At 72.3% G+C, this 15,774-nt stretch carries 12 protein-coding genes and 2 riboswitches; of the genes, 7 read left to right on the top strand and 5 right to left on the bottom strand.

What is annotated here, in order from left to right; translation table 11 throughout:
* Nucleotides 1–35: 35 nt before the first annotated feature.
* Nucleotides 36–1,655 carry a peptide ABC transporter substrate-binding protein gene (locus RYJ27_RS03475; RefSeq protein WP_330171363.1) on the bottom strand — a complete coding sequence of 540 codons (1,620 nt, stop codon included), beginning with the start codon at nt 1,653–1,655 and terminating at the stop codon, nt 36–38.
* Nucleotides 1,656–1,845: 190 nt separating this feature from the next.
* On the opposite strand from RYJ27_RS03475, the gene RYJ27_RS03470 reads away from it, so the two are divergent.
* Nucleotides 1,846–2,640, top strand: coding sequence for a CPBP family intramembrane glutamic endopeptidase (locus RYJ27_RS03470; RefSeq protein ID WP_330171362.1), 795 nt, complete (start codon nt 1,846–1,848; stop codon nt 2,638–2,640).
* A 188-nt stretch (nt 2,641–2,828) separates the two neighbouring features.
* Nucleotides 2,829–3,773 (top strand): hypothetical protein, encoded by a 945-nt coding sequence (locus RYJ27_RS03465; RefSeq protein WP_330171361.1) that lies wholly within the window; start codon nt 2,829–2,831, stop codon nt 3,771–3,773.
* A gap of 135 nt (nt 3,774–3,908) precedes the next feature.
* Here RYJ27_RS03465 and gcvP read toward each other — a convergent pair whose 3' ends face one another.
* From gcvP to RYJ27_RS03445, 4 genes are all read right to left on the bottom strand, one after another.
* Complete coding sequence (gcvP, locus tag RYJ27_RS03460) at nt 3,909–6,707, bottom strand: aminomethyl-transferring glycine dehydrogenase (RefSeq protein WP_422732881.1); 2,799 nt, start codon at nt 6,705–6,707, stop codon at nt 3,909–3,911.
* 68 nt (nt 6,708–6,775) lie between these two features.
* Nucleotides 6,776–7,159, bottom strand: a complete 384-nt coding sequence (gene gcvH / locus RYJ27_RS03455; protein WP_330171359.1) for a glycine cleavage system protein GcvH — start codon at nt 7,157–7,159, stop codon at nt 6,776–6,778.
* On the bottom strand, nt 7,156–8,370 hold the full coding sequence (locus RYJ27_RS03450) for an aminomethyl transferase family protein (protein WP_330171358.1): 1,215 nt from the start codon (nt 8,368–8,370) through the stop codon (nt 7,156–7,158). Before RYJ27_RS03450 ends, gcvH begins: the two co-directional genes overlap by 4 nt.
* A gap of 51 nt (nt 8,371–8,421) precedes the next feature.
* Nucleotides 8,422–8,520: riboswitch (glycine riboswitch) on the bottom strand.
* Nucleotides 8,521–8,618, bottom strand: a riboswitch (glycine riboswitch). It abuts the riboswitch before it with no gap.
* A 77-nt stretch (nt 8,619–8,695) separates the two neighbouring features.
* Entirely contained in the window at nt 8,696–9,868 is a 1,173-nt protein-coding gene (locus tag RYJ27_RS03445; RefSeq protein ID WP_330171357.1) for a MarP family serine protease, read from the bottom strand.
* Between the two features lie 224 nt (nt 9,869–10,092).
* Between RYJ27_RS03445 and RYJ27_RS03440 the strand changes: the two genes are divergently transcribed.
* Genes RYJ27_RS03440 through RYJ27_RS03420 form a run of 5 tightly spaced genes read left to right on the top strand, consistent with a single transcriptional unit; the run spans nt 10,093 to nt 15,769 of the window.
* On the top strand, nt 10,093–10,797 hold the full coding sequence (locus RYJ27_RS03440) for an NUDIX hydrolase (protein WP_330171975.1): 705 nt from the start codon (nt 10,093–10,095) through the stop codon (nt 10,795–10,797).
* A 2-nt stretch (nt 10,798–10,799) separates the two neighbouring features.
* A complete protein-coding gene (gene nadA / locus RYJ27_RS03435; RefSeq protein WP_330171356.1) occupies nt 10,800–12,131 on the top strand; it encodes a quinolinate synthase NadA in 1,332 nt (443 codons plus the stop codon).
* Entirely contained in the window at nt 12,128–13,747 is a 1,620-nt protein-coding gene (gene nadB / locus RYJ27_RS03430) for an L-aspartate oxidase (RefSeq protein ID WP_330171355.1), read from the top strand. The genes nadA and nadB overlap by 4 nt, the downstream gene beginning before the upstream one ends.
* Nucleotides 13,741–14,616, top strand: a complete 876-nt coding sequence (gene nadC / locus RYJ27_RS03425) for a carboxylating nicotinate-nucleotide diphosphorylase (protein ID WP_330171354.1) — start codon at nt 13,741–13,743, stop codon at nt 14,614–14,616. The genes nadB and nadC overlap by 7 nt, the downstream gene beginning before the upstream one ends.
* 7 nt (nt 14,617–14,623) lie before the next feature.
* A complete protein-coding gene (locus RYJ27_RS03420; protein ID WP_330171353.1) occupies nt 14,624–15,769 on the top strand; it encodes a cysteine desulfurase family protein in 1,146 nt (381 codons plus the stop codon).
* The last annotated feature ends 5 nt before the right edge of the window (nt 15,770–15,774 follow it).

Below are 15,774 nucleotides of genomic sequence, written 5' to 3'. Positions count from 1 at the left end.
CGTGGTCGTCACCGCCTCGCGAGGTGAGATCGAGCCTATTCGCCCTTCGTGATCTCGTGGTAGAGCGGAACCGAGTTCCAGCCGAACTCCACGTTCTCGACGGTGTCGGCGTATCCGCCGGTCACGTTCGAGTACCAGAGCGGGATGGCCGGCAGATCGGCGAGGAGGATCTCCTGCGCCTGCTGGAACAGCTCGTTGGCGGCCTCCTGGTCATCCGTCGAGATTCCCTCGGCGAGCAGGGCGTCGAACTCGGGGTTCGAGTAGTCGCCGTCGTTGGAGCCCGCATTGGTCGCGTAGAGCGGCCCGAGGAAGTTGTACAGACCCGGGTAGTCGGCCTGCCAGCCGGTGCGGAACGCCGTCGTGATGGTGCGGGAGTTCACCAGCTCGCGCAGCTCGGCGAAGGTGGGGTAGGCCGCGCCCGACGCGTCGATGCCGAGGGTGTTCTGGATCGAGTTCGACACGGCGTCGACCCACTGGTCGTGGCCGCCGTCGGCGTTGTACGCGATCTGGAAGGTGCCCTCCCACGGGGAGATGGCGTCGGCCTCCGCCCACAGGGCCTGGGCCTGCTCGGGGTTGTACTCCAGGACATCGGCGCCCTCGAGCGAGTCGGTCCAGCCGTCGATGACGGGCGACGTGAAGTCGCTCGCGGGGGTGCGGCTGCCCTGGAAGATCGTGTCGGTGATCTCCTCGCGGTTGATCGCCATCGAGATGGCGGCGCGGCGGAGCTCGCCCTCCTCGCCGGAGAAGTGCGGCAGCTCGGAGTGGATCGTGAAGGACTGGAACACCGCGGCCGGCTGGTTGACCGCGCGGTCGCCCAGGTCCGACTCGAAGGAGGCCAGCGACGACGGCGGGATCGCGTCGATCACGTCGACCTCGCCGCCCAGCAGGTCGGCGTACGCGGCATCCTGCGTCGCGTAGAAGTTGATGGTCAGGCCGCCGTTGGCCGCCTGGCGCACACCCTGGTACTCCTCGTTCTTGACAAGGTCGATCTGCACGTCGTGCTGCCACGCGTCCTCGCTGGCGAGCATGTACGGACCGTTGCCGATCGGGCTCTCGCCGAACGCATCCATGTCCTCGAATGCGGCGTCGGGAAGCGGGTAGTAGGCCGAGTAGCCCAGGCGCAGCGGGAAGTCCGAGGCCGGCTTGTTCAGCGCGATCGTGAACGTGTACTCGTCCACCTGCTCGAGGCCGGTGAGCTCCGAGTCCTCGTCGTAGCTGAAGCCCTCGATGTCCTCGAAGAAGTAGCTGTTGTACTGCTCGTTCGACAGCAGAGCGCCGTAGTTCCAGGCGTTGATGAAGTTGTCGGCCGTGACCTCTTCACCGTCGGTGAAGAACTGGCCCTCCTTGATCTTCACGGTGATGTTCTGAGGGTCGTCGACGACGATCTCCTCGGCCATGTCGTTGACGGGGGTGCCGTCGGCCTCGTACGAGACCAGACCCGCGAAGATCGCGTCGAGGATCTTGCCTCCGCCGACCTCGTTGGTGGCGGTGGGGATCAACGGGTTCTCGGGCTCCGAGCCGTTGGTCGTGATGATCGCGGCGCTCGCGCCCCCGTCGGTGCCTTCATCGGTGCCGCCGCTGGCGCAGCCTGCGAGCGTGAGCCCGCCGACGCCCAGCAGCGCGAGCCCGGAGAGGGCGATTCTGTTGCGCTTCACTGTTCCTCCATGAAGAAAGGTTGTTTTCGCCCAGGCGTCACGGAGGTGAGCCGAGCGGGATGGGGAAACCATAGGCACGCTGATCCGATTGCTCCAAATCATCGTCAGAACCGTTACATAGCCTTTACTCAGTGCCGTGCGGATATGGCAATCTGACGAGGTGACTCCCCATCCCGCTGTGAATCCGCCGTTGAACCGGGTCCGGCTGCGCTGGGAACTGGGTATCGTTCTCGCCGTCACGCTCGGCCAGTCGGCGTTGTATTCCGTGCTCACGCTCGTGCGACGGCTGACGATCTCGGTGCCCCTCGGACAGCAGCAGACCGCCCTCAATCCCTCCCGCGACGACGCGGCCCTCTGGGATGCGCTGTACCAGATCCTGTCGGTGTTCTTCGACCTGGCGCTGGTCGCGCTGGTGGTCTACCTGCTGTGGGAGCCGGGATCGAACGCGCTGCGGCGGATCGGGCTGGACTTCACCCGCTTCGGAGGCGACGCGGGCCGCGGCATCCTCCTCATCCTCGTCATCGGGGTGCCGGGCCTCGGGCTCTACGCCGTGGGACGGACACTCGGCGCGACGGTGGCGGTGCAGGCCTCGCCGCTGGATGCCGCGTGGTGGGCAGTGCCGCTGCTGGTGCTCTCCGCACTGCGCGCGGGGCTGCTCGAAGAGGTCATCATGCTCGGCTATCTCTTCGACCGCCTGCGCCGGTTGGGGTGGGGGTGGTGGCCGATCATCATCGCATCGGCGACGCTGCGCGCGGCCTACCACGCATACCAGGGCTTCGGCCCGATCATCGGCAACTTCGTGATGGGGATCGTCTTCGGCTGGTGCTACAAGCGGTGGGGGCGGGTCATGCCGCTCGTGATCGCGCACACCCTCATCGACGTCATCGCCTTCGTCGGGTATCCGCTTGCGGCCGCGCTCTGGCCGGGGATCTTCGGCCCCGTCCCCGCGCCGTCAGGCACCCCAACCCCGACCCCCTCGCCCTGACCCCGCGCCGCCCCGCCCCGCGAGACACCACATCTGCGCCGACACATCGGTCCTCGGCTGGTGTTTCGGCGCAAATCCGGTGTGTCGCCCACCGCGCACGCTTCTCCCCGTCCCGCCGCCCGGCGAGCGCTCCACGGACGATGGGCGCGCGACCGGCCACCCGGGGACGATCGCGCGAGGGTGGTCGCATGCTCACACCCGACGCAGGCGGGAGCCTGCTGCTCTCCGCTGACGACCGACGGATGCCGCAGGGGCTCTATCGCCGGGTGCGGTCGGGGGAGCTCGCGCGCGTGCGGCCCGGCGTATACGCGCCTGCGGACTGGTGGGCCGCGCTCCCGCCGCACGAACGCTATCGCGAGCGCGTCGCAGCGGCCGTGCTCGTCTTCCCGGATGCCGCGCTGATGCGGGAATCGGCGGCCGTCGCGCATGGGCTGCCCACCTTCGGGGAACCGCGCGACATCCACTTCTTCGATCCCGACCGGCGCTCGACGCGACGCTTCGGCGACGTCGTGGTTCACGCATCGGAGCGGCCGCGCGTCGTCACCCACGTCGCCGGAGCGCTCGCGACCGACCTCATCACGACGGTCGTGGACACCGCGCGGCATCTCCCACCGGCGTACGCGCTCGCCGTCGCCGACACGGCGCTGTCGAGAGGTCTTCACCGGGAGTCGATCCGGGCGCACAGCCTGTCGGACCCGAATCGGCGCCACGAGCGAATGCTCGCGTGGGTGTGGGACTTCGCTGACGCGCGTGCGGAGTCGACGGGAGAATCCGTCAGCCGCGCGGTCATCTCGTGGCTGGGCTTCCCCGTCCCCATCCTGCAGCGGACGTTCTTCACGGACGGTCACGAAGACCGCCCCGACTTCTGGTGGCCCGACTACTCGACCATCGGCGAGTCGGACGGCTACGGGAAGTACCGCGCGGCGACGGCGGAAGCCGCGGTACGCGGGGTCGTGAAGGAGAAGCTGCGCGAGGATCGCCTCCGACGCCGCTGCCGCAGCTTCACCAGATGGGATTGGGGAGACGCGCATCGCGTGCGGCCGCTGCTCGACAAGCTGCTCGGCGCGGGGCTGCCGCAGGTCGACGCACCCGACCGCGCGATGCTCGCGACCCTCCGCGGCGCGTGGCGCTGACACGAAACACCACACCCGAGGCCAGACCCCGGCCGCCGGATGGGGTCTCGGCGCAGATCTGGTGTTTCGCGGGGCGGCGCGGGCGCGGGCGCGGGCGCGCCGGGGCGGGGCGGGGCGGGGCGGGGCGGGGCGAGGCTACGCGAAGGCCTCCACCGGGGGGCAGGCGCACGCGAGGTTGCGGTCGCCCCAGGCCTGGTCGACCCGGCGCACGGGCGGCCAGTACTTGGCTCGCACGAGCGAGCGCACCGGGAACACGGCCCGTTCGCGGGAGTAAGGATGCCGCCAGTGCGCGTCCACGAGCGACTCCGCCGTGTGCGGGGCGTTGACGAGGGGATTGTCGTCGGCCGGCCACTCCCCCGCCCCGACGCGCTCGGCCTCGTCGTGGATCGCGATCATCGCGTCGCAGAAGCGGTCGAGCTCGGCGAGATCCTCGCTCTCGGTCGGCTCCACCATGAGCGTGCCCGCCACCGGGAAGGACATCGTCGGCGCGTGGAAGCCGTAGTCGATCAGCCGCTTGGCGACGTCGTCCACGCTCACCCCGGTGCGCCCCCGCAGCGGGCGCAGGTCGAGGATGCACTCGTGCGCGACGAGACCGCCCTCGCCCGTGTACAGCACGGGGAAGTGCGCACGCAGCCGGGTGGCGATGTAGTTGGCGGCGAGCACCGCGGATGCCGTGGCATCCGCCAGCCCGCGCGCCCCCATCATGCGCACGTACGCCCACGAGATCGGCAGGATCGACGCCGACCCGAAGGGCGCCGCCGCCACGGGGCCTCCCGCCCGGCCGTGCGCGTCGCCGCCCTGCGTGCGCGGATGCGAGGGCAGGAACGGCGCGAGGTGCGACTTCGCCGCGACGGGACCGACGCCCGGCCCGCCCCCGCCGTGCGGAATCGCGAAGGTCTTGTGCAGGTTCAGGTGCGAGACGTCGCCGCCGAGGTCGCCGAAGCGCGCGTACCCGAGCAGGGCGTTGAGGTTGGCGCCGTCGATGTACACCTGTCCGCCGGCGTCGTGCACCGCGGCGGTGATCTCGAGCACGTCGTGCTCGTACACCCCGTGCGTGGACGGGTAGGTGATCATCAGGGCCGAGAGCGTCTCGGCGTGCGCCGCGATCCTCGCGCGCAGGTCGCCGAGGTCGACGTTGCCCGCCGCGTCGCACGCCACGACGACGACCCGCATGCCGGCGAGCACCGCGGAGGCCGCGTTGGTTCCGTGCGCCGAGGCGGGGATGAGGCACACGTCGCGCGCGTCGTCGCCCCGCGAGCGGTGATAGCCGCGGATCGCGAGCAGGCCCGCGAGCTCGCCCTGGGACCCCGCGTTCGGCTGCAGCGAGACGGTGTCGTATCCGGTCATCTCGGCGAGCCACGTCTCCAGCTGCTCGATGAGCGCGAGGTATCCCTCGACATCCTCGGCCGGCGCGAAGGGGTGCACCCGGGCGAACTCGGGCCACGATGCGGCCGCCAGCTCGCTCGCCGCGTTGAGCTTCATCGTGCACGAGCCGAGCGGGATCATGCCCCGGTCCAGGGCGTAGTCGCGGTCGGCGAGGGTCTTGAGGTAGCGCATCATGGCCGTCTCGGAGCGATGCGTGCGGAAGACCGGATGCCGCAGGTAGCCGTCCGCGCGCCGCAGCCCCTCCGGCAGGCCCACGCCCGGGGCGTCCGCCCGAGCGGGACGTTCCCCCTCGCCGGTGGCGAACCCGCCGCCGACCGCCTCGGCGACGGCGGCGACATCGGCCGCCGTCGTCGTCTCGTCCATCGAGATCCCGACGGTCGTCCCGTCGACCTGCAGCAGCTGGTAGCCGCGCTCGCGCGCGCGGCCCACGACCGCCGCGGCATCCGGCACCCGCACACGCACGGTGTCGAAGGCGCTGTCCGACACGAGCTCGCAGCCGGATGCCCGCAGCGCGGCGGCGAGCGCGACGGTGTGCCCGTGCACGCGCTCGGCGATCGCCCGGAGCCCGCCGGGCCCGTGGTAGACGGCGTACATGGCCGCCATGACGGCCAGCAGAACCTGGGCGGTGCAGATGTTCGACGTCGCCTTCTCCCGGCGGATGTGCTGCTCGCGAGTCTGCAGCGAGAGCCGATAGGCGGGCGCGCCGTCGGCATCCTGAGACACCCCGACCAGGCGCCCGGGCAGCTGGCGCTCGAGGCCCGCGCGCACGGCGAGATAGCCCGCGTGCGGACCCCCGAAGCCCATCGGGACGCCGAAGCGCTGCGTCGTGCCGACGGCGATGTCGGCGCCGAGCGAGCCGGGGGAGGCGAGCAGGGTCAGCGCGAGCAGGTCGGCCGCCACGACGGCGAGTCCGCCCGACGCGTGCACGGCGGCGATGAGCGCGGTCGGGTCGGCCACGCGCCCCGAGGCTCCCGGGTACTGCACGAAGACCCCGAACGCCTCGGCCTCCGCTGCCCCGCTCCCGCCCCATTCGCGCAGCTCGATGCCGAGCGCCTCCGCCCGGTGCGCGAGCACGGCGCGGGTCTGAGGCAGCGCATCGGGGTCGACCAGGAAGACGTTCGAGCGGCTCTGCGAGGCGCGCCGGGCCAGCAGCATCCCCTCGACGACCGCGGTCGCCTCGTCGAGCATCGACGCGTTGGCGGTGGCGAGCCCGGTGAGGTCGGCGACCATCGTCTGGAAGTTCAGCAGCGCCTCAAGCCTGCCCTGCGAGATCTCGGGCTGGTAGGGCGTGTATGCCGTGTACCACGACGGGTTCTCGAAGACGCCGCGCGCGATGACGGCGGGCGTGAACGTGTCGTAGTACCCGAGCCCGATCATCGACCGCGCCGGGCGGTTGCGCCCCGCGAGCGCACGCAGCTCGGCGAGCGCCTCGGCCTCGGTCGCCGCCGGCGGGATGACGCCGTCATCGCCGCGCTCGGCGAGGATCGCGGCGGGCACGGCCGCCCGCATGAGCTCGGCCGTCGAGGAGTACCCGAGGGCGGCGAGCATCGTGGCCCGGGCGCCGGCGTCGGTGCCGATGTGCCGTTCGACGAAGCGTTCCGCGGCGGTCGTCGCCGTCACCGCGCGGCCCCCGTGAGGCCGAGGTACGCCTGACGGTCGAGCAGGTCGGCGGATGCCGGGGCATCCACCCGGATCTTCAGCAGCCAGCCGTCGTCGAACGGCGACGAGTTGACCAGGGACGGGTCGTCGACGACGGCCTCGTTGACGGCCACGACCTCGCCGGTGAGGGGCGCGTAGAGCTCGCCGACCGACTTCGTGGACTCGATCTCGCCGCAGACCTCGCCGGCCAGGACGGGCGAGCCGACGGGGGGCAGGTCGACGAAGACGACATCGCCGAGCTTGTCGGCGGCGAAATCGGTGATCCCGACGGTGGCGATATCGCCGTCGAGGGCGATCCACTCGTGCTCGGCGGTGTACTTCAGGCTGGTCAGGTCGGTCATTTCTTCCTCCGGTAGAAGGGCAGGGCGGTGACGGTGGCGGGGATGCGCGTGCCGCGCACGTCGAGGTCGAGCGCGGCTCCCGGCGCGGCGAGGTCGGGCCGCACGAACGCCATGGCGATGGGGTGGCCGAGGGTGGGGCTGAGGGCGCCGCTCGTCACGTTTCCCACCACGCTGTCGCCGAGCCGCACGGGGTATCCCGACCGCGCCGCGCGGCGCCCCTCGGAGACGAGCCCGACGAGCACGGGCGCCCCGGCGTCCCGCGGCCGGGCGAGGGCGTCGCCGCCCACGAATCCGGGCGGGCCGGACGCGCCCGACCCGACGACGCGCGCGAGCCCCACCTGATCGGGGCGCACGTCGGCGGACAGCTCGTGCCCGTAGAGGGGCATACCCGCCTCGAGGCGCAGCGTGTCGCGCGCGGCGAGGCCCGCCGGGATGAGCCCGAGCCCCTCACCGGCCTCCTGCAGCGCGGCCCACAGCCCCGCGGCCCGATCCGCGGGCAGCAGCAGCTCGTAGCCGTCCTCGCCGGTGTAGCCCGTTCGCAGCACGAGCACCGGCACGCCGTCGAAGGAGGCCTCGGCCCACGCGTACGACGACAGCGCGGCCGGATCGGCGCCGGTCGCCTCGAGCCCGCGAACGGCGGAGAGGATCTGCGAAGACCGCGGGCCCTGCAGCGCGAGCAGGGCGTAGGAGTCCGAGACGTCATCGACCCGCACCGGCCGCGAACCCCGCACGAGCGCGAACGACCCCCCCGCCGGACGGTCGCCGCCCGCGAGCGTCGCGACGATCGGCCACCGCTGCGCCCGATCCTCGAGGGCTTCGGCGACGACGGTGCGGTTGCCGGCGTTCGCGATGACGAGGTAGCGATCGGCCGCGAGGCGGTAGACGATCAGGTCGTCGAGGATGCCGCCGCCCTCGTTCAGCAGCAACGTGTACTTCGCCCGCCCCACGGCGAGCGTCGCGAGGGGGCCCGCGAGGGCGTGGTCGAGGAACGGCGCGGCATCCGGCCCCGTGACGACGAACTCGGCCATGTGCGAGATGTCGAAGAGGCCGGCGGCCCGGCGCACGGCGTGGTGCTCGGCCAGGTCGGACGTGTAGCGCACGGGCATGAGCCATCCGCCGAAGTCCGTGAAGGAGGCCCCGAGGGCCTTGTGGACGGCTGCGAGGGCGGACGCGCGCGGCGCCGGAGCCACGGGGTCGACGGGGTCTGGCATGGAGCTCTCCCGGTGTCGTGCGGGCCGGGTGCCGAGCGGCATCCGGTGAACTCCCCCTCTGTCATGGGCCTGAGAGCTTCGCCCGGCGCACGGGCGCGGGGCTTTCACCGTCGGCGGACCGCCTCGAGGGACGATCGCTTTTCAGAGTGGCCGACTCGGGCGGTACGCGTACCTGAGAGATTGGCGGGGAGGCTTGCTCCTTCGGTGCCCGGACCGTGGCGGCTCCGGGGCTCTCCCGCTCGAGGTGAGGCCGTATGCGGTTGTGGCGGTCAGCATACGCGCGGCGGCGGCGGACCACACCCCCCGAAACGCCGGATGCCGCGGGTCAGCCGGTGCAGCTGCCCGAGGACACGGCGGCGTCGAGCGCCTCGGCCTGCGCGAGCACGGGGCCGAGCTCGATCGTCGTCATCGCGTATCCGAGGTCGTCGTCGTTCTCGGCGCGCGCGAACACCACCCCCGCGACCTCGCCCGCGGGGGTCAGCAGGGGCCCCCCGGAGTTGCCGGGCCGCACCGTCGTGGCAAGCGCGTACACCTCGCGCTGGGCCGCCGAGGAGTCGTAGATGTCGGGTACGGCGGCGGCGCCGACGGAGATCACTTCGGCGCCGACCATCTCGAAGGGTCCGCCGTACGGGTATCCCTGCACGACCGCCGATGCGCCTGCGCCGAGGGTGGGCACGACCGGGAGGGGGTCCGCGCCGAGGCCGGTGACCGCGATCACCGCGAGGTCGTCGACGGGGTCGAAGTAGACGATCCGACCCTCGCGCGCCGCCTCTCCCGGCAGTTCCACGACGGGCGTCTCGACGCCCGCGACGACGTGCGCGTTCGTCACGACCCGGTCGGGTGCGATGACGAATCCGGACCCGGTCGCGCTCGTGCCGCACGCGTACGCCACGCCCGACACACGACCGACGGATTGCGCGGCGGTGGTCAGCGCGGGGTCGTCGAGCGAGACGTCGGGCGCCCCGGGCGAGACGGCACCGTCCAGCAGCGTGCCGAGCGTCGGCAGGCCCTCATCGAGCACGGTCCCGCGCAGCTGGGCGAGGGTGGACTGCACCGGACGGGGCGTCAGCTGCTCGATCGTGCGCAGCACCTGCGAGGACGCGAGCGCCTGCGAGACCACCGGCATCCCGGTCGCCGAGATGCTCTGCCCCGCGAGCGAGATCGCCAGCGCGGCGACGACGACGCTCACGGCCCCGCCGAGAAGCCGCTCGATTCCCTTGAGCTTGATGCGGTCGGCCCCGCGCCGCACCGCCATCCCGATCCCGCCGCCGATGCCGGCACCCACCGCGAGCAGCAGCACGGCGACGACGAGCACGATCAGCCCGCGCCACTGGGGCCAGGGGACGGCGTTGTTGACGATCGGCACGAGCCAGAAGGCGGCGACGCCTCCGCCCGCAAGACCCACGAGGGTGCCGAGGCTCGCGAAGAGGCCGCGCTGGATGCCGATGATGAGCGCGAGGATGAGTGCCGCGATCAGCACGATGTCGACGACGAGCACGTCTCCTCCTCGCAAAGATCTCGCGGGAAGCCTACGTCGCCCCGCCTGGGAACACACGGCATGCGCGCGGCGCGGCGCGGCCCGGCCCGGTTGCCCTTGAGGTCACGGTGACACTAATATGATCCGTGGAAGTAAAGGTCATGACGACACGAACCACGAACCCCTCACTCGCCCCCCTCGCCGACGGCGCCCACGCCGCCGACGAGGAGCAGGCGCGCGTCGCCGTGTCGACCGTGATCTTCACGCTGCGACGTCATCCCGAACAGGACCGGCCCGCCATCGTGCTGCCCCTCGTCCGCCGCACGCGCGATCCGTTCGAGGGCCTCTGGGCGCTCCCCGGCGGGTGGCTCGACGCGCGGGAGGGCCTGGATGCCACCGCCTCCCGCACCCTCGCCGAGACGACGGGCCTCACGCCCAGCTATCTCGAGCAGCTCTACGCCTTCGGCGACGTCGATCGCTCCCCTACTCGGGTCGTGTCGATCGTCTACTGGGCGCTCCTTCGCGCCGACGAGGTGGACGCGCAGGTCGCGGCGCACGCCGCCGACGGCGACGCACCCGAGAACGTCGAGTGGTTCGCGGCCGCGGAGCTCCCCGAACTCGCCTTCGACCACAACACGATCGTCGACTACGCCCTGTGGCGCCTGCGCAACAAGGTGGGCTACAGCCGCATCGCGCACGGTCTGCTGCCCGACGAGTTCACGCTCGCCGATCTCCGGGAGGCGTACGAGGCGATCCTCGGCCGTCGCCTCGACCCGGCCAACTTCCGCCGCCAGGTCGAGGGGTCCGGCACCCTCATCCCCACCGAATCGTTCCGCACGGGCAGCCATCGCCCGGCGCGTCTGTACCGCTACAACCAGGATGTCGAACTCGCCGACCGGGGTCCCCTCGCGCGGCTCGTACAGCCCGCGGCATCCGCTGAATCGAGGTAGTCATGCCCGCCACGCCCCTCACCCTGCAGCCTCGCCCGATCGATGCATCGGTCGACCACGAGATCCAGGCCATCGTCACCGGTTCATCACTCTCGCAGACCTGCACGACCGATCTCGCCGCGGGCCCCTGGGACTTCGACTCCCGGCCCGGCTACGGCCCCGGGTCCTCCATGGGCGATGTCATCCCCACGGGCTCCCCGCGCCAGGGCGAGCTGCCCCGGGAGTACCGCGAGGCGAGCGAGGAGGAGCTGCACGCACGTATCATCGCCGCCAAGCACGCGCTCGGCGACCGCGTCGTCGTGCTGGGCCACTTCTACCAGCGGGAAGAGGTCGTCGCGCACGCCGACTACGTGGGCGACTCCTTCCAGCTCGCCGGCGCCGCGAAGGCCCACCCGGAGGCCGAGGCGATCGTCTTCTGCGGCGTGCACTTCATGGCCGAGACGGCAGACCTCCTCTCCGGTCCCGACCAGGCGGTCATCCTCCCCAACCTCGCGGCCGGCTGCTCGATGGCCGACATGGCCGACATCGACCAGGTCGAGGAGTGCTGGGAGCAGCTCGAGGAGCTGTACGGGCCGATGGACCGGGCGGATGCCGAGGGCCTCGTCCCCGTCGTGCCGGTGACGTACATGAACTCCTCCGCCGCGATCAAGGGCTTCGTCGGTCGCCACGGCGGCATCGTCTGCACGTCCTCGAACGCCCGGACCGTGCTGGAGTGGGCGTTCGCGCGCGGCCGCCGCGTGCTCTTCTTCCCCGACCAGCACCTCGGTCGCAACACCGCCAAGGCGATGGGCGTGCCGCTCGATCGGATGCCGCTGTGGAACCCGCGGCGCCCGATGGGCGGCAACGACGACGCGGCGCTCGAGGACGCCCGCGTCATCCTGTGGCACGGCTTCTGCAGCGTGCATCGCCGTTTCAGCGTCGACCAGATCGACAGGGCTCGCCTCGAGCACCCCGGCGTGCGGGTGATCGTGCACCCCGAATGCCCGATGGACGTCGTCGACGCCGCGGACGAGGCGGGGTCGACCGACTACATCCGCAAGGCCATCCAGGCCGCGACCGAGCCGACGACCTTCGCGATCGGCACGGAGATCAACCTCGTGCAGCGTCTGGCCGCCGAGCATCCCCAGCACACCATCTTCTGCCTCGACCCCGTCGTCTGCCCGTGCTCGACGATGTACCGGATCCACCCCGGCTACCTCGCGTGGGTGCTCGAGGGCCTCGTCGCGGGCGAGGTGCGCAACCGCATCACGGTCCCGGCGGATGTGGCCGACCCCGCCCGCGTGGCCCTCGAGCGGATGCTGTCGGCACGGCCATCCCCTCAGGTCGCGCCGTGACGCACGCCGTCGTCGTCGGCAGCGGCATCGCGGGGCTGATGACCGCGCTGCACGCGGCGCGGGCGGGGGTCGACGTCACCCTCGTCACGAAGGACGAACTCGAGCACGCGAACACCCGCTACGCGCAGGGCGGCATCGCCGGGGTGATGTTCGCCGACGACCGGGTCGAGGACCACGTGCACGACACGATCGTCGCGGGCGCGGGGCTCTCCGACCCCGCGGCCGTGCGCGTTCTCGCCGAGGAGGGGCCCGAGCGCATCCGCGAGCTGATCTCCCTCGGCGTCGGGTTCGACCGCGACGACGGCGGAGAACTCGTGCGGGGCCTGGAGGCCGCGCACTCCTACCCCCGCATCCTGCACGCCGGCGGCGATGCGACGGGCACCGAGATCGAGCGCGCCCTCGTGTCGGCCGTGCGCGACGCGCGCATCGCGATCATCGAGCACGCGTTCCTCGTCGATCTCATCGTGGAGGACGGGGCGGTCCGCGGCGTCGAGCTGCTCGAGGCCGGCCGGGACCGCGTCGTCCTGAGCGCCGACGCCGTCGTGCTCGCGACCGGCGGCGCGGGGCAGCTCTACAACCGCACGACGAACCCCGCCGTGGCGACGGGAGACGGCATCGCGGCCGCCCTGCGGGCGGGTGCCGAGGTCGCCGACCTCGAGTTCGTCCAGTTCCATCCGACCGTGCTCGCGGTCGGCGAGCCCTTCCTCGTCTCCGAGGCGGTTCGCGGCGAGGGGGGTGTGCTGGTCGACGACTCGGGCCGCCGATTCATGCTCGACGTGCACCCCGACGCCGAGCTGGCCCCGCGCGACGTCGTCGCGCGGGCGATCGCTGCCCGCATGGCCGCGCAGGGCGGTCGCCCCGTTCGGCTGGACGCGACGGCGATCGGGGGCGGGGCGGCGGGACCCGAGACGGCCGAGGCGTTCCTCGCGCAGCGATTCCCGACGATCGATGCGGCCGTGCGCGAGCGGGGGCTCGACTGGTCGCGCGAGCCGATCCCCGTCACCCCCGCCGCCCACTACCTCATGGGCGGGGTCGTCACCGACCTCGACGGCCGCACGAGCATGCCGGGCCTGTACGCCGTGGGCGAGGTCGCGCGCACCGGCGTGCACGGCGCGAACCGGCTGGCGTCGAACTCGCTCCTGGAGGGCGCCGTCTTCGCCGCCCGCGCTGCCGCCGCGCTGGCATCGGCGGGGGCATCCGGGTCCTCCCCGTGGCGCGGTCCCCGCGCGCTCCGCGCTCCCCTCGCCGCGGCAGTGCACGCCGCAGAAGTGGGCGGCATCGTCGAGCACGCCGCGGTTCCGTTCAGCCGCTCCGCGCTTCAGCGCCTGATGTGGGACCACGCCGGTCTCGAACGCACGGGCGCGGGGCTGAACTCGGCCGCGGCCCTCGTCGCCGGCTGGCGCGCGCAGGAACGGACGCCGCAGTCGGTGCACGAGCTCGAGGACGAGAACCTGCTCGACGTCGCGGCGGCCACGATCGGCGCGGCGCGCGCCCGGACGGAGTCGGTCGGCGCACACCACCGCATCGACACGCCCGAGGCGGCTCCGACGGGCACCCCCCGCCTCGCCCCGGATGCCGCGGCATCCCGCACACTGACCGGAGCCCTCGCATGCTGACCCGCACCCAGATCGACCGGACCGTCGCCGCCGCCCTCGACGAGGACGCCCCGTGGGGAGACCTGACCGGAGAGGCGCTCATCCCGCTCGAGGCCTCCGCGCGGGCCGAGCTCGTCGCCCGGGAGCCGGGGGTCTTCAGCGGCGGCGAGGTGTTCGAGGCCGCCTTCCGCCTGACCGATCCGCGTATCGCCGTCGTGCTGATGATCGAGGACGGGGAGCGCTTCGAGCGGGGGGCGACGCTCGCCGTCGTGGAGGGTCCCGCGCGAGCGGTCCTCCGGGCGGAGCGCATCGGGCTGAACTTCGTCCAGCGCATGTCGGGCATCGCCACGCTCACCGCGCGCTACGTCGCCGAGGTCGCCCACACGGGCGCGCGCATCGCCGACACGCGCAAGACCACACCGCTCCTGCGCGCCTTCGAGCGCCATGCCGTCGTCAGCGGCGGTGGGCACAACCACCGGCACTCCCTCTCGGACGCCGTCCTGGTCAAGGACAACCACCTCGCCGTGCTGACGGGCCGGGGGCTCTCGGTCACGGCCGCGCTGCAGGGCGCGATCGCGCGTCTGCCGCACACGACGCACGTCGAGGTCGAGGTCGACCGACTCGACCAGATCGACGCGGTGCTCGCGGCCGGCGTCGGCACGATCATGCTCGACAACTTCACGATGGAGGACCTCCGCCGCGGAGTCGAGCACATCGCGGGTCGCGCCACGGTCGAGGCCAGCGGCGGCGTGCGACTGGACACCGTGCGGCGGATCGCCGAGACGGGGGTCGACGTCATCTCGGTCGGCGCCCTGACGCATTCGGCGCCGTCGCTGGATCTCGGACTGGACATCTCACTGGATGACTCCGGGCTCCAGGCGGCACACTAGAGGAACGATGCTCTACCTCGACAACGCGGCGACGACGCCCGTGCGCCCGGATGTGCTCGAGGCGATGATGCCGTATCTCACGAGCGAGTTCGGCAACCCCTCGAGCCACCACACCGTCGGCGAACGCGCGTCGGCCGCTCTCGCGGACGCACGCGGCGTCGTCTCCCGCGCGCTCGGGATGCGTCGGGGCGACGTGGTCTTCACCTCGGGCGGGACGGAGTCGAACAACCTCGCGATCAAGGGGATCGCGATCGCGGCGCAGCTGCAACGCGACGCCGGACATATCGTGACGTCGCCGATCGAGCACGAGTCCGTCCTGGAGTCGGTGCGGTATCTCCAGCGGGTGCACGGGTTCGTCGTCACAGAGCTGCCCGTCGACCGGTACGGCCTCATCGATCCGGGCGATCTCGACGAGGCGCTGCGCGAGATGACAGCGCTCGTGACGATCGGCTACGCGAACAACGAGATCGGCACGGTCCAGGATGTCGCCGCCCTCGCCGCCGTCGCCCGTGCGCACGCGGTTCCGATCCACATCGATGCGGTGCAGGCCGCCGGCTGGCTCGATCTCTCCGCCGCAGACCTCGGCATCGATGCCATCTCGATCGCGGGCCACAAGCTGGGCGCGCCGAAGGGCACGGGAGCGCTGGCGGTCAGGGGCCGCGTGCCGCTCGAGCCGCTCCTGCACGGCGGCGGGCAGGAGCGGGGCCGCCGCAGCGGCACCGAGAGCGTCGCCGGCGCCGTGGCGCTGGCGACCGCCCTGCGGGCCGCGGAGACCGACCGCGAGCAGAGGGCCGCGCGGGTCGCCGCCTTGCGGGACGCCTTCATCGCGCGCGTGCTCGGCCTGGTCCCCTCGGCACGCCTCACGGGGCACCCCGAGCACCGCCTGCCGGGCACGGCGAGCTTCACCTTCGCCGGGACCTCGGGCGAAGCGGTGCTGCTGGAGCTCGAACGACGCGGCGTGGTCTCCTCCAGCGGCTCGGCGTGCGCGGCCGGAAGCGACGAGCCCTCGCACGTTCTCGTGGCGATCGGCACGGATCCCGCGGTGGCCCAGACGGCGGTGCGCTTCACGCTCCCCCGCGATCTGGAATCCCCGCTGGATGCCGTCGCCGACGCCGTGGCCGCGTCGGTGGCCGCCGTCGCGCCCCGCGCGTAGCCGCG

The sequence above is a fragment of the Microbacterium limosum genome (genome assembly GCF_036324365.1).
GTDB classification, from domain to species: domain Bacteria; phylum Actinomycetota; class Actinomycetes; order Actinomycetales; family Microbacteriaceae; genus Microbacterium; species Microbacterium limosum.
Note: the sequence above shows the minus strand (reverse complement) of the source record. Positions and strands in the feature narration are given on the sequence as shown.

Bases quoted from the DNA above. Each gene is read 5' to 3' on its own strand.
- gcvP (WP_422732881.1), bottom strand. From the start codon at position 6,707: ATGCTCGCCGCCCTCGGGTACTCCTCGACGGCCGAGCTCATGCGGGCG.
- RYJ27_RS03420 (WP_330171353.1), top strand. From the start codon at position 14,624: ATGCTCTACCTCGACAACGCGGCGACGACGCCCGTGCGCCCGGATGTG.
- RYJ27_RS03465 (WP_330171361.1), top strand. From the start codon at position 2,829: ATGCTCACACCCGACGCAGGCGGGAGCCTGCTGCTCTCCGCTGACGAC.
- nadA (WP_330171356.1), top strand. From the start codon at position 10,800: ATGCCCGCCACGCCCCTCACCCTGCAGCCTCGCCCGATCGATGCATCG.
- RYJ27_RS03450 (WP_330171358.1), bottom strand. From the start codon at position 8,370: ATGCCAGACCCCGTCGACCCCGTGGCTCCGGCGCCGCGCGCGTCCGCC.
- nadC (WP_330171354.1), top strand. From the start codon at position 13,741: ATGCTGACCCGCACCCAGATCGACCGGACCGTCGCCGCCGCCCTCGAC.
- gcvH (WP_330171359.1), bottom strand. From the start codon at position 7,159: ATGACCGACCTGACCAGCCTGAAGTACACCGCCGAGCACGAGTGGATC.